Raw genomic sequence first — 14,085 nt, 5'->3', positions numbered from 1 at the left:
CGATCACCATATTGCTCGTGGAGCTGATCCATCGCTTGGCTCACACCAGCGCTGTTCCTGCCAGGAATCTTAATGGCGATGTAGTGATTCGTGATACGTTCTACCATGGTGAAGACAACGGATTCCTTGCCTTGGCGCTTCCCGACGACAGTGTCCGCTTCCCAGTGACCGAGTTCCTCGTGTTCATCAACAATGGCAGGACGTTCATCGATGCTGCGCCCAAGAATGCGCTTGTTTTTGCGATTCCATTTGCGGTGCTGCTTGCGTGAAATAACACATGGTACCTCGAATATGGTAATCGGCAGCTTATCAGCCCACAGCATGTTATACAGAGTCTTGGTGCAGACCATCTCATCCCTTGGAAATAGCTGATGAAGTTTGGCATAGCCGACGCATACATCCAGGGACCAATGCTTTTCACGAACCTGCTTGACTAGCCATTGAATAAACGGCTCGAACAAGTCGTTATCCAGCTTGTAGGGCTTGCGGCAGTGCGTGCGATGTTCATTGTAGGCAGCTTGGCCACGTTTTGCCATATATATGGGAATCCGACCACGGCTGTTGGTACGCGAAGGCGTACCGCGCCGTAATTCGTACCAGACAGTAGCGTGTGCGCAGCCTACAGCATCAGCAATGGCTCGTAATGATAAGCCTTGGCGGTTTAGTATCTGAATCGCGCCACGCTGATCAAGTGTGAGATGCGATCCCCGTTTACGAGAAGTGTCGTCTGTGTTAGAATGGAGTTGATCCATAGTGATTGCTCCTTTGTAGATTGTTGTTTAGCGATTACATTCTAACACAAGGTTCATCATTATGGATTTTATTTATTTGTTCAATTTCATTTTACAACTGACCAATTAAATATCTTGTTATATGAAACGATTTGTTATATAATCAAGAAAAGATAAATCTCGTAATGATAAAATTTAATATGTGGAATATTTAAATGAGTATAAATATTCTACGGTGGGTGGAGGGATGCAATAATATATTGTTTTATTTTGGTATTTTATTGTATCTGTCATTTTGAAGTTTTAAAAGACCAAATAAAAGAAATGCTTTTATTTGGTCTTTTTTAGTGGGTGGGGAAAATTTTGAAATTAATTAATAAGTTTAAAATAATAGCAGATAAAGTAAATGAATTATCACAAAAACAATTACTAATAATCGCGGGACTTGTAAGTATAATATTTGCAGGATTTTTGTATATGTATATATATAGTATTAACAATAATGTACAAAATACATCAAAAGTCAGTATGGTCGCAGTTGTTACGGCTAAAATTGATATTCCACGTGATACTATCATTAATAATAATATGTTAACAATAACTAATGTACCAAAAAATTTATTGCCAGCTAATCCGGTAACAGATATTAATGAAGTAGTAGGGAAAATAGTAAAGGTATCTGTTATGGCGGGTGATATTATAACTGTTCCTAAATTATATAGTGATAATAACTTAGCTAGTTTTGTAGGTAAAATACCAAATGATTGTCGGGCTATATCAATAAGTATAGATGATGTTACTGGTGTAGCTGGCTTTGCTAAACCTGGCGATTATGTTGATGTAATTGTTGTAACCAATAAACCAGAAATGAAAAGTGAAATAATTTTACAGGATGTACTTTTACTGGGAATAAATAAAACATCAATAGCTGCAAGTAATGTGAAAAAAGCAACTGATAAAGCAGAAAAGCAGGTAGATGAGGCAAATCAAAAAATGTCTACAGCTACATTGGCAATAAAACCATATGATGCATTGCGCTTGCGAACCGCAGCTAGTAGAGGCTCACTTTCATTAATGCTGAGACCATTGGAAGCATCAAATGAATTTGTTGCGGATACACAGTATAGTGAATATATTGCACCGGAAAATAAGATTACAAATAATAATCCACCTCCTGCTCCGGTAAATAATGCAGTACCCGCTAGAAATTACGATAGTGTAGCACAAAACATTTCTGATAATGGGAAAAGTATAACTGTTATACGGGGAGAAACAAAAAGTAAGGTTGAGGTGAGATGAAAATGGTAAAAAAATTTTTACCAATATTAATAGTATTTTCTTTTTTAATACTGGGTAATAATAATGTTATGGCTAGTGATATTATGACACCTATATCAATACCACTTAATCAATCTTACTATTTAAATGTAGGTACCAGTGAAATAACACAGATTGCAATTGCTAATCCGACTATTGCAGATGCTGTTGTAGCGTCTTCAACGGAGATATTAATAAATGCAAAGAGTGTAGGAAGCACTACACTGAGAGTTTGGACTAATAATGGTATGCGTCAGCAATTTAATATTAATGTACTGGCTGATAATTTAGCTATTGCTCAAGCTATAAAACGAGTTTTGCCGAATGATGAAATAAATGTACAAAATTCCATAGATAATATTTTATTGCAAGGTAGTGTTAAAAATCAATATGAAAAAGATATAGCAGAAAAAATAGCACAAGTTTATGGAAAAAAGGTAATTAATTTATTGCAAATGTCTAAACCATATCAGGTTAAGATAGAAGCTCAGATAATAGAAATTTCCATGGATAAATCGAAGGAATTAGGACTTTTATTTTCTAATGCATCTGATATTGATACAGATACAGGTATTGTAACACTAGGGTCATCAGGAAGTTTTGGCGTAGGTCAGAGTTTTACAAAAAGTTATGCTGATATAAATGCTACAGTACAGGCACTAGAAACAAAAGGAGATGCTAAAGTTTTATCACGACCTAATATAACAACGTTAAGTGGGGAGAAAGCCAGTATATTGATTGGTGGTAAAATACCAATTCCTATAAGTAATAATAATGGAGATATATCTATTGAGTGGCGTGATTATGGTATTAAACTTAATATTGAACCCACAGTGCATTCGGCAAAGGATATTACAACTAAAATAAAAGCAGAAGTTAGTACATTAGATTACTCACATGAAATACGAAATAATGAATTCACAATTCCAGCATTGCGATCAAGAGAGGCTTCAACAAATATAAGTATTGCTTCTGGAACGACAATGGCTATAGGTGGATTAATAAATTCAGAAGAAAGTAAGACCATTAATAAATTTCCGATACTGGGAGATTTGCCGATAATAGGTTCCTTCTTTAGGCACACAGCAAAATCCAAGGATAAACGTGAACTTATTATTTTGATAACACCGACATTGGTTGGTTCAGATACCCCAGTAAAAATGTCTGATGATATGCATGAATTATATAATAATACACAAAAGGATAATCGCAAAGATGTATCTTTAAATAAAGAATCTGTAGCCGCTGAAAAGTAATAATAAGAGGGTTATTATATATGAATATAGATAATCAGAAAAAAGGAATTATAGTAACGGTATTTAGCACGGCATCGGCAGTGGGAAAAACATTATTATCAATAAATATGGCAGCTCAGTTGGCATATATGGGGTATAAAACATGTTTAGTTGATATGGATTTACAATTTGGTGATGTTGGAAATTACCTGAATATAGAATCACCAGTTACTATATTTGATGCAACTGATAAACTAAGTAAGCAAGGATATGTAGAAATTGAAGAATATCTACATAATTATAGTTATAAAAATGTTAATTTTTCGGTATTATTGGCACCCAATAAATTAGAGGAAGCCTATAATATTTCAACAGAGCATATAAAAAAATGTATTGAAAATCTGCAGAAAAAATTTGAATATGTTGTAGTTGATACAACATCGGCATTTAGTGAAGCTAATCTTGCTGTTATGGATATTAGTACATTAGTTACATTTGTTGGGATTGTTGACTTTATTCCTACAATAAAAAATATGAAAATAGGCTATGATACAATGCGTAATATTGGATATGATAAGCATAAAATACGTTTGATACTCAATCGAAGTGATTCAAAAACAGATATTTCATTAGATGATGTAGAAAAATTATTGCAGGAAAAATTTTATCACATTATTCCCAATGATTTTATGCAAGCACAAAAATCAATCGCTGATGGTATTCCACTGGTAGCTGAAGATAAAGAATCTTTGATACGCGATCGTGTTAGGCAGTTGGTTACTAAATATATGAGTAAAGGAAATGAACCAAGACAGCGCGATAAAACAATAACATCATTTGTAAAAAATATATTTAAATAAAGGAGTGTATAATCGAAATCATGGCAAAATATCAGATAATTTTAGTAGAAAATAATCGATTAATGTTGGAACGTTTATCGAGTGTAATAAAAAATGCCCGTGATTTTGAATTAGTATCAAGATACACAAATGCCAATGATGCTTTAGGTCAATCTATGGTTTTTGCTTCCAATTTAATATTGCTTGATGTTGATGATTCTGAAAATATGCAGTCCGTAAAATTGTTTCGAGAGCAGTTTCCTAACAATACAATTTTATGTTTGAGTACACAATGGAATGCTCAGGCAGCTGCTCAAATGGTACGTGCTGGAGCAGATGGTTATTTGATAAAGCCTTTTACAGCAGATGAACTGAAAAAAGCATTGGAAACTTTTGGCAATAATAATGCTAATAAAGATAATAAAACAATAGCTTTTTTTAGTCCAAAAGGGAAAAGTGGAAAAACAACGCTTATTTCTAATTTAGCAATAAGTTTAGCAAGACAAACACAGGAAGAAGTCGCAATAATTGATGCTGATTTGCAATTTGGTGATATGGCAGTATTTTTTGATCTAAAACCATCAAGTACAATTGTAGAGGCAGTACGTGATATTGAATTTTTATCACCAATTACGCTTAAGTCATATTTTGCAACAATAAATAAAAATGTTTATGCATTATGCGGAACTAAACGACCAGAGTTTGCTGAACAGATAAAAATAAAATCATTTATTGAAATGATAAAAATGGCTCGTAGTTTATTTAATTATATATTGATTGATTTACCGCCGGCATTTACGGCAATATCTACAGCAGCTGCCGAAGAAGCAGACAAAGTGTATTTAGTATCAATGGATAATGGCGGTTTTGAAATAAAACATATGCAGCGGGCACTGGAAATTTTTTGTGATGCCTGGCCGGATAATTACAAGGAAAAAGTTGGAACAATATTTACTCGTATTGAGCCATGTACAAAAGACGCACAAAGGGAATTGGCAAATATTCTTGATTATCCGGTTGAAGCGATACTACCAAATGAATATCGTTTGGTATCATCAGCAGCTAATGATGGGAAAATGGCTGTTGATGTTAAACCTGACTCCAAATTAGGTGAAAGTATTGAGATGCTAAGTGATATTATCTGTAATAAAAACTATATGAGGTGGGAAAAACGATGATTTTCCCAATACTTTTTTTCGGCTTAATATTTTTTATAATAATGATGTTGCTTATAATTAGCATGAAAAATACTCATATAGTAGTTAAAGAGCGAGTACAGGATTATTTAGCTGATAGACCTGTTGCGACAATGAAACAAGAAAAGCAAAAAAAATGGCGTAAATATCTTCAAAAATTGGCTAAAGTACTAGAGCAGGTGCGCCAAACTAAAAAGTTTGATTATTTGATGCAAAGGGCTGGAATACCTTTAACTGGTGGAGAAATTGTTGCATTTACATTGATAGTAGGTTTTTTAGCCGCTGTTTTTGTAATGCTGATAACTCTTAGATGGCAATGGTCAATTATATCATTTTGTATAGCAGTAATACTAATAGTTTTATATATAAAAATAAAAATTACCCGTCGTTTGCATGCTTTTACTGAGCAGATGGGTGATACATTACTGATGATTTCCGATGCGATAAGAGTTGGTTTTAGTTTTATGCAGGCAATTGATTTTGTCGCTAAAGAAATGGAGGCACCAATTGGTGAAGAATTTTCCAAAGTAATCGCCGAAACTCATATTGGTACACCATTAGAAACGGCACTTAATAATATGGCAAAACGTGTTAAAAGTGATGATTTTGATTTGATGGTAGCAGCTGTTTTGATACAGCGTCAGGTTGGTGGAAATCTTGCGTATATACTTGATACCATTAGTGCAACGATAATGTCACGGATTAGAATGAAACGTGAAGTAAAGACATTAACTGCGCAAGGACGATTATCAGGGGTTGTATTGGCATTATTACCGATATTTCTAGCGGTAATATTATATATTATAAATCCGCAGTATTTACAGCCTTTATTGACAACACCTACTGGTCATATGGCAATTGGTGGTGCGCTTATATCAGAACTTGTTGGTTTTTGGGTAATTCAGAGAATTGTTGATATTGATGTTTAAGCATGGCTTATGCATGTTATTATATATAATAAATTTATAAGGAGATGTTTGTATTGTTTACTATTTTAACTCATTTAAAAAATCGTTATTTTACACAAAAAGGTCAGGGGATTGTTGAATATGCTTTAATATTAGCAGCTGTAGTTGTATTAGCTGGATATTTAGGTGCTAGTGGAACACTAGGAAGTGCAGTAGAAGGGGCTTTCCAAGGGGCTGCTAATGCATTGACTGGTAAGGAATAGTGGTTGATCTTAAGTAACAAGCGGGTGAAGTGATTTAAGTATAAGTGGTATTGATATATATCAATACCACTTATACTTAAAATTATATAGGAGAAAATTATGCAGGTACGCCAAAAAGGACAGACAATAGTAGAGTTTGCTCTGGTATTGCCTGTATTTATGCTGTTTTTTTGGGGAATCATTTATATGGGAATGCTTTTTTCCGATTATTTGACTTTATCGGAGATAGCAAGAGACAGTACACGTTATGCTGCTATTACAATGACTGACGAAATGAACGTGAATGAAATAAAAGAGAAATATCAAGATAGAAAATTAGTAACTACTTTATATAAATGGGATCCAAAAGCTGACAATGACTTTGCAGTTATAAAACAAGGTGATAGCGATAAATATGTGGAAGTAATATTAACAGCACATCATGATGATTCCGGTGATATTTTAGGATTTATTATTCCAAAACAAATATCGGTAAACTGTAAAATGCGTCGGGAAATTCAATAAATATGAAAATGATACAGTAAAATAAAACTGTTTGATATAAAATAAGAGGAGCGGTAATATGTCATTGCTGAAACGCTTGGGAAAAAAGAACGAAATTGACGAAATCGGGCAAATCTTTGGTAAGCGTAATCCCAATAATAATGATGACACTTATCAGCAAATTAAATCAGAAATACATCAGCGTATTGTCGAGAATCTTGATGGTGGACAGCGAATATTATTGGAAAAGGCTTTTACTGACAAAGCAGAAAAGACAAAGCTGGAGACAGTAATTGCTGAATACAGTCAGAAGGTAATGGAGGAGCATCCTTTTGCGTTGCCACGGGCGGATAGAAATTCGCTTGTAAGTGATGTAAGTGATGAGATATTTGGTTTAGGACCAATTGAACCATTTCTAAAAGATGATACAATAACAGAAATAATGATTAATGGGCCAAAAAAAATTTTTATAGAAAAAATGGGCAAATTGCATTTGACTAAAGTTTACTTTCAAGATAATACGCATCTTATGCATATTATTGAAAGAATATTAACCCCACTGGGTAGACGTGTTGATGAATCATCACCTTTAGTTGATGCCCGTTTGGCAGACGGTTCACGTGTAAATATAATAGTACCGCCACTTGCCCTTAATGGTCCGTGCGTAACTATTAGAAAATTTTCTCGTAATCCACTTACTATGGAAAATTTAGTTAATTTTGGTACTTTAGATGAAAATATGTCATTTTTTTTACAGGCATGTGTTAAAGCTAAGCTTAATGTTTTGGTATCCGGTGGAACAGGGTCAGGTAAAACGACGACATTAAATGCGCTGTCATCATTTATACCCAATAACGAACGTATTGTAACAATTGAAGATGCAGCTGAATTACGCTTACAGCAAAAACATGTTGTAACATTGGAAGCACGTCCGGAAAATATTGAGGGAAAAGGTGCGGTTACAATAAGAGATTTGGTGCGTAATGCATTGCGTATGCGTCCTGATAGAATTATTGTTGGTGAAGTTCGTTCTGGTGAAGCACTTGATATGCTTCAGGCAATGAATACTGGTCATGATGGTTCGCTAACAACAGCGCATGCCAATAATCCACGTGATGCTTTGCGCCGCTTAGAGACAATGGTGCTTATGGCAGGCGTAGAACTACCAGTACGGGCAATCAGAGAGCAGATATCATCAGCTATTGATTTAATAATGCATCAATCACGTATACGTGATGGCAGCCGTCGGATTACTTATATATCAGAAGTGCAAGGTATGGAAGGTGATGTTATAATACTTCAGGATATATTTCGTTATGTACAAACAGGAATAGACGAAAATGGTCGTGTTGAAGGTAGATTTACAGCAACCGGAATGCAGCCAGGCTTTTTAGAAAAATTTCAAATGAATGGAATTGAAATGCCATTGGATATATTTGATAGTGATGATATTTTTTAGATAACAGGAGAATATTATGCAAATATTGCTGATTTCAATAGCTTTCGGGGTAGTATTATTTTGTATTATTGCATTGTTGCTATTGGCAAATACTGATAAAACTAAAGTACATAAACGCTTAAAATCGTTTAATATACGTGTTGTTGACAGTGAATGGAAAAACAGACATAAAAAAATAAGATCACTGCCTGAAGAACAATCATTATATGAACGTGTAGTTCTGCCTATATATAAAAATATACAGGAGACTATTTTTATGTTTACACCACAGTCTATTGAAAAACTACTTACTGATCGTATCATGCAGGCGGGGAAGCAGTATAAGTGGCGTGTAAATACAGTAGCCGGTTTTTGGCTGTTATCAATAATTGTTGTGGGGAGTATTAGCAGTTTTTTTATTTTAAAAAATATAAATTTGTTATTTATTCAAAAAATGGTCATGATAATTACAGCGTTTGTTATTGGTGGTTTTTTACCGTTTATGATTTTTAATATTATTATACAACGTCGCTATAAAGAAATTCTTAGACAGCTGCCGGAAGTGCTTGATTTGCTTTGTGTTAGTGTACAGGCAGGATTGTCTTTTAATGCGGCACTTTTGCGAATAACTGATAAAATGCAGGGTGTTTTTATTGAAGAATGTAAAACTATTTTACATGATATAAAAATAGGGGCACCGCGCAATGTGGCATTACAAAGTATGGCAGAACGATGTAAAATACAGGAGATTCAACTGTTTACAACAGCGGTTATTCAAGCGGAGCGGCTGGGAACAAGTATGGGAAAGATTTTAATTGAACAGGCTGATAATATGAGGGAAAGACGTATGCAGCGGGCAAAAGCAGAGGCATTAAAGGCACCCGTAAAAATAATTTTCCCCTTAGTATTATTTATATTTCCAGCAATTTTTGTTATAACATTATTGCCATCATTGTTGGGGTTCGTTGCTAAAATGGGTAAATGAAAGGTAAGTTATGAAGTTAATAAAAGCGGTGTGCAATAATAAAAAAAAGTATCTGTACCTTCAGCTGGAGGTGGCAGATACTTTTTTTAAGAGATTTAAGGGACTGATGGGACGGTCACGCTTACCGTTGGGGCAGGGAATGCTATTACAGCCTTGTAATAGCATTCATATGATGTTTATGCGTCAATCGCTGGATTTGGTTTATATTGATAAAGGTAATATGATAATAAAAAAAGTGCCAAATATTAGACCATGGATTGGAGTTAGCATGTGCAAAAAGGCAGATGCTGTAATTGAAATGCCGGTGGGAAGTATTGAATATTATGGCTATGAGGTTGGTAATATATTAACTTTTATAAAATAAGGTTATTCGTCATCATCAACAAGTTTAATGGAAGAACCACCAGAGCTTTTATTATCGGAATACGCTTTATATACATAGGTGCCGGATACCTGCGAGTAAAATGTTTTGGCATAGATACTGCCACGAAAATCAGCCCGATTTTCATTTACCCATAATTGAGCATTAGGCGTATAAATTACACCACGATATATGCCGGAAGAACTAGGATTATAATTAACTGTAGCACCAAGATAATATATAACTAAGGGGCGTACTGTATCAGCCGAAACATGCAGATTAATCATGCCGTCTTTGTTGGCATAAACTACGTATAATGGTTTATTTTGCAGAGCAGGATCATTTGATCCGGGGAGTGCCTGATTAATATTTATGGTAAGATTAGTACCGTTTAGATAAACTATATTACCGGTTAAATCATTAGAATAAACATTTTGTGAACTAGCAACATGTTTATTATCAGCATTTTCAATTAATGAATTATAGGCATAGGGAGTATTATCAAAATCAGGCATTTTATCGAGAGAAACAATTGGGGTAAGCGAATGTTCGCTGTTACTGGCAGATATTTCTTCAGATGTATAAATGCTATTGGCAATTTCCGTATTAGAGTTACGATTATTATTATTTTGGGAAGTAATGTTGTTTTTTGATGCGGGGGGATAAATCGGATATTACCATCAAAAGTTGTATTATAGACATTATTTTGATGCCCCTGATTAACATTCATAGATTGAGAAAATGTGATTAAATCTTTAAATGGCCAACCGGATTCACTAGCGACAAGCGCAGTTGAGCGTGCGGATATTTTCATTTCATTATAGCCAAATACACGGAAAAAATATAAGGGAACATTTTCTGTTAAGGTTAATTGTAATTTTGTGGAGTTATCTTTATGAGTTATTACAGGATAAGGGTTAGTTGCAGGAATAGGATTATTAAAACCGGGATTATTTTTTAGATTTTTTTCAATGTATTCATCTGTAATTTGAGATAAGTCAGATGATTGAGGGTTGTTCTCGTATTCTTTGGCACTGGCAAGTATGGCTGCATCAGTCATATTTTGTAATTGCGATTTGTGAAAGTATACGTTGCCGAAATCAACAGAAATTCCAGCAGCTAAAATTAATAAGGGGAGTATGAACGCAAACATAACTACAGCAACACCTTGCTGTGATTTTAAAATATTACTAAATAATTGTTTCATTATATTCTCCTAAATAATATAATAAGTTTACTGCTAGATTAATTTTAACATATTTTGATTTTTAATATTAGAGGAATTTTATCAAATGGAAAAATTTATTATAATAAAATATATAATAGAATTTTTATTATTTTTTTTGTTGGCATATCTATTTGCTTGCATTGGCAATATATGGATTCAAACTTTATATACTGATAATAAAAAACTGCTTTCATTTGCTGGGAAATCGTTATATAGTAAAAAAAGAATATATTTTATTACATTGATGATGTCGATTATTTTTGTACGAGTGGCTTTTCAGGAAGATATTTGGCTGGGACTACTGAAGATATTTCTAGGCTATGTATTAATATTAATAATTTATACGGATTTTGAACAGCAGGTTATTTTTGATAAAATGATTGCAGCGGTTATTTTGGGAAGTTTTTTTGATTTTTTGTATCAACCGCCTGTATTGATGGACAGATTTATGGCAGCAATAGCTGGGGGTGGACTATTTTTGCTATTAGCAGTATTATTAAGAGGAGCAATTGGTGGCGGTGATATTAAACTAATATTCGCACTGGGCCTATTGCTGGGAACAGAACGCTTGATTTTAGTTATAGTTATTGGAATATTATTGGGTGCAATAGCTGCACTTGTACTGCTTGCGTCAAAGCAAAAAAAACGTTCAGATTACTTTGCCTATGGACCGTATTTTGCTTTGCCAGCATTAATATTTTATATAGTATTATAGCTGTTTTTGAACTTGCAAGAGCCAAGTGACTGTGCTATAATCAGGAATTGATAGTTTATGATAAGTGAGGTGCGTAAAAGTGAAACAAGGAATACATCCTGAGTATAAAGAAGTAACTGTTGTTTGTGGTTGCGGTAATACTTTTAAAACTGGATCAGTTAAAGATGAACTTCGTGTAGACGTATGTTCTAAATGTCATCCATTCTATACAGGTCGCCAGCGTGAATCTGCTGCCGGTGGTAGAATTGAAAAGTTCAACAAACGTTACGGAAAAAAATAATATTTATTATGGGCGGCAGAGCAGCGATGCTCTGCTACATTTATATATAGAGTAATTTAAAGGAGCACTATAGTGAAGGACAAAAGCTGTAATAAAATGACTATAGGCGGACAGGCCGTTATTGAAGGTGTTATGATGCGTGGCAAGGACTATGTGGCTACAGCGGTGCGGGAGCCTTCTGGTGAAATAAGCATTCAGAAAAAACCAGTCAATTCATTGGCTGATAAATATCCAATATTAAAAAAACCATTTATTCGTGGCGTATTAGCACTTGGCGAATCACTGGTGATGGGCATGAAATCTTTATCGTATTCAGCTAAAATGGCTGGTGAGGAAGAAGACGACACGTTGTCTGATAAAGAAATGATTGGGACGATATTAGTATCTTTGGCGGCAGCAATTATCCTATTTGTGGTAATACCAACGGCGGCAGCCAGATTTTTTCCTACGACTAATCCTTTTTATATGAATTTGGGCGAGGGCGGATTGCGCCTGATTATTTTTTTGATATATATTTATGGAATTTCAAGAGTAAAAGATATTTATCGTGTATTTCAATATCATGGAGCAGAACATAAGACAATTTTTGCTTATGAGTCTGGCGTGGAACTTACACCAGCCAATATCAGGCCATTTTCAAGATTTCATCCGCGTTGTGGTACATCTTTTTTGCTTATTGTTATGTTGGTCAGCATTGTGACATTTGCTTTTTTAGGCTGGCCGGATTTGATATATAGAATATTATCACGGGTGATTTTGCTGCCGGTAGTGGCAGGGATATCCTATGAAATCATAAAGTTTTCTGGTAAGTCGAAAAATCCGATAGTGCATATTGCGGTATTACCGGGGCTTTGGCTGCAAAGACTTACTACCAAAGAACCAGATGATTCAATGTTGGAAGTGGCAATAAAGGCAGTTGAAGCCGTTGTAATCGAAGAAGAAATGACAGCTAAATGCCAGGCTGAAGAAATACCCACGGATAATGTTTCTTTGGTTGAGCCATTAAATAACAATTAATCAGAAGGGGAAAAGCGTTCGTGTTAGAAAAATTAGATGCAATTGAAAATAAATATTTGGAGTTGGAGTCACTGATAAGTGATCCTGATGTTTTGACAGATATGCCGCGTTGGCGTAAATACAGTCAGGAACATGCGGCTTTAACAGAAATGGTTGGTAAATATCGCGAGTATAAACGTGTTGTGCAGGAACTGCAGGAAAATAAAACAATGCTGGCGGAAGAAAGCGATCATGAATTTAAAAAGATGCTGGAAACAGAAATAGCATCTTTGCAAAAACTTAAAGATAATTTTGAGGAAGAACTGCCAATACTACTTCTGCCTAAAGACCCCAATGATGATAAAAACGTCATTATTGAGATTCGTGGCGGCGTTGGCGGTGATGAAGCAGCACTTTTTGCTGGTGATTTATTCCGTATGTATTCCCGCTATGCTGAAACTAAAGGCTGGAAGACAGAAATTATGGATTCTAATGCTACTGAATTGGGCGGGTTCAAAGAAATTTCTTTTAGCATAGATGGCTATGGAGCTTATAGCTGTTTTAAATATGAAAGTGGTACGCATCGTGTGCAGCGTGTGCCCGAAACTGAATCAAGCGGACGTATCCATACCTCGGCAGTAACGGTTGCTGTATTGCCGGAGGTGGAAGATGTTGAGATAGATATTAAACAATCTGATTTGCGTATTGATACATATAGAGCCAGCGGTGCCGGTGGACAGTATGTAAATAAAACGGATTCAGCGATTCGTATAACACATATGCCTACAGGTATTGTAGTTCAGTGTCAGGATGAAAAATCACAGCTGAAAAACAAAGAAAAAGCGATGCGGGTATTGCGTGCCAGAATTAATGATGAAGCGCAGCAAGCCCAAAAAAATGAAGTGGCTGCTGAACGTAAGAGTCAGGTTGGCTCAGGCGATCGCAGCCAAAGAATACGAACCTATAATTTTCCGCAGGGACGAGTGACCGACCATCGTATTGGCCTTACCCTGCATAAGCTTGACAGTGTCTTAAATGGAGAGCTTGGCGAACTGATTAATGCCTTGATAACAGCAGATCAGACAGAAAAACTCAAGCAGGTTAAATAAT

General features: G+C 35.0%; 17 protein-coding genes. 14 read left to right on the top strand and 3 right to left on the bottom strand.

Annotation, left to right across the window (positions count from 1 at the left end):
• The coding region (locus HNR32_RS00975; protein ID WP_183858902.1) for an IS30 family transposase at nt 1-752 on the bottom strand (752 nt) is incomplete at its 3' end.
• 342 nt (nt 753-1,094) lie between these two features.
• Between HNR32_RS00975 and cpaB the strand changes: the two genes are divergently transcribed.
• From cpaB to HNR32_RS00925, 10 genes are all read left to right on the top strand, one after another.
• Entirely contained in the window at nt 1,095-2,030 is a 936-nt protein-coding gene (gene cpaB / locus HNR32_RS00970) for a Flp pilus assembly protein CpaB (protein ID WP_183858901.1), read from the top strand.
• A 2-nt stretch (nt 2,031-2,032) separates the two neighbouring features.
• Entirely contained in the window at nt 2,033-3,304 is a 1,272-nt protein-coding gene (locus tag HNR32_RS00965) for a type II and III secretion system protein family protein (protein ID WP_231038217.1), read from the top strand.
• A gap of 20 nt (nt 3,305-3,324) precedes the next feature.
• Entirely contained in the window at nt 3,325-4,143 is an 819-nt protein-coding gene (locus HNR32_RS00960; protein WP_183858899.1) for a CpaE/TadZ family protein, read from the top strand.
• Nucleotides 4,144-4,163: 20 nt separating this feature from the next.
• A complete protein-coding gene (locus HNR32_RS00955; RefSeq protein WP_183858898.1) occupies nt 4,164-5,300 on the top strand; it encodes a CpaE/TadZ family protein in 1,137 nt (378 codons plus the stop codon).
• Between the two features lie 62 nt (nt 5,301-5,362).
• The gene (locus HNR32_RS00950) at nt 5,363-6,247 is read left to right on the top strand and encodes a type II secretion system F family protein (RefSeq protein ID WP_183858897.1); all 885 of its coding nucleotides are present in this window, start codon (nt 5,363-5,365) and stop codon (nt 6,245-6,247) included.
• Nucleotides 6,248-6,300: 53 nt separating this feature from the next.
• A complete protein-coding gene (locus HNR32_RS00945) occupies nt 6,301-6,489 on the top strand; it encodes a Flp family type IVb pilin (protein WP_183858896.1) in 189 nt (62 codons plus the stop codon).
• Between the two features lie 99 nt (nt 6,490-6,588).
• Nucleotides 6,589-6,993 carry a TadE family protein gene (locus HNR32_RS00940; protein WP_183858895.1) on the top strand — a complete coding sequence of 135 codons (405 nt, stop codon included), beginning with the start codon at nt 6,589-6,591 and terminating at the stop codon, nt 6,991-6,993.
• Nucleotides 6,994-7,051: 58 nt separating this feature from the next.
• A complete protein-coding gene (locus HNR32_RS00935; RefSeq protein WP_183858894.1) occupies nt 7,052-8,431 on the top strand; it encodes a TadA family conjugal transfer-associated ATPase in 1,380 nt (459 codons plus the stop codon).
• 16 nt (nt 8,432-8,447) lie between these two features.
• The gene (locus HNR32_RS00930; RefSeq protein WP_183858893.1) at nt 8,448-9,395 is read left to right on the top strand and encodes a type II secretion system F family protein; all 948 of its coding nucleotides are present in this window, start codon (nt 8,448-8,450) and stop codon (nt 9,393-9,395) included.
• A gap of 10 nt (nt 9,396-9,405) precedes the next feature.
• Nucleotides 9,406-9,759 (top strand): DUF192 domain-containing protein, encoded by a 354-nt coding sequence (locus HNR32_RS00925; protein ID WP_183858892.1) that lies wholly within the window; start codon nt 9,406-9,408, stop codon nt 9,757-9,759.
• A gap of 2 nt (nt 9,760-9,761) precedes the next feature.
• On the opposite strand, the gene HNR32_RS00920 is transcribed toward HNR32_RS00925, so the two are convergent.
• Both HNR32_RS00920 and HNR32_RS00915 read right to left on the bottom strand, forming a co-directional pair.
• Nucleotides 9,762-10,271 (bottom strand): hypothetical protein, encoded by a 510-nt coding sequence (locus HNR32_RS00920; RefSeq protein ID WP_183858891.1) that lies wholly within the window; start codon nt 10,269-10,271, stop codon nt 9,762-9,764.
• The gene (locus HNR32_RS00915; protein ID WP_183858890.1) at nt 10,229-10,963 is read right to left on the bottom strand and encodes a pilus assembly protein TadG-related protein; all 735 of its coding nucleotides are present in this window, start codon (nt 10,961-10,963) and stop codon (nt 10,229-10,231) included. The genes HNR32_RS00920 and HNR32_RS00915 overlap by 43 nt, the downstream gene beginning before the upstream one ends.
• Before the next feature lie 85 nt (nt 10,964-11,048).
• On the opposite strand from HNR32_RS00915, the gene HNR32_RS00910 reads away from it, so the two are divergent.
• The 4 genes from HNR32_RS00910 (at nt 11,049) to prfA (ending at nt 14,084) form a co-directional block, all read left to right on the top strand.
• A complete protein-coding gene (locus tag HNR32_RS00910) occupies nt 11,049-11,699 on the top strand; it encodes a prepilin peptidase (RefSeq protein ID WP_183858889.1) in 651 nt (216 codons plus the stop codon).
• Between the two features lie 79 nt (nt 11,700-11,778).
• Nucleotides 11,779-11,979: a 50S ribosomal protein L31 gene (gene rpmE, locus HNR32_RS00905; RefSeq protein WP_183858888.1), complete on the top strand. Its 201-nt coding sequence runs from the start codon at nt 11,779-11,781 to the stop codon at nt 11,977-11,979.
• 96 nt (nt 11,980-12,075) lie between these two features.
• The gene (locus HNR32_RS00900) at nt 12,076-12,996 is read left to right on the top strand and encodes a DUF1385 domain-containing protein (RefSeq protein ID WP_183858918.1); all 921 of its coding nucleotides are present in this window, start codon (nt 12,076-12,078) and stop codon (nt 12,994-12,996) included.
• A gap of 20 nt (nt 12,997-13,016) precedes the next feature.
• Entirely contained in the window at nt 13,017-14,084 is a 1,068-nt protein-coding gene (prfA, locus tag HNR32_RS00895; RefSeq protein WP_183858887.1) for a peptide chain release factor 1, read from the top strand.
• Nucleotide 14,085: the final 1 nt, after the last annotated feature.

Source organism: Pectinatus brassicae (genome assembly GCF_014201835.1).
Lineage (GTDB): Bacteria > Bacillota > Negativicutes > Selenomonadales > Selenomonadaceae > Pectinatus > Pectinatus brassicae.
Note: the sequence above shows the minus strand (reverse complement) of the source record. Positions and strands in the feature narration are given on the sequence as shown.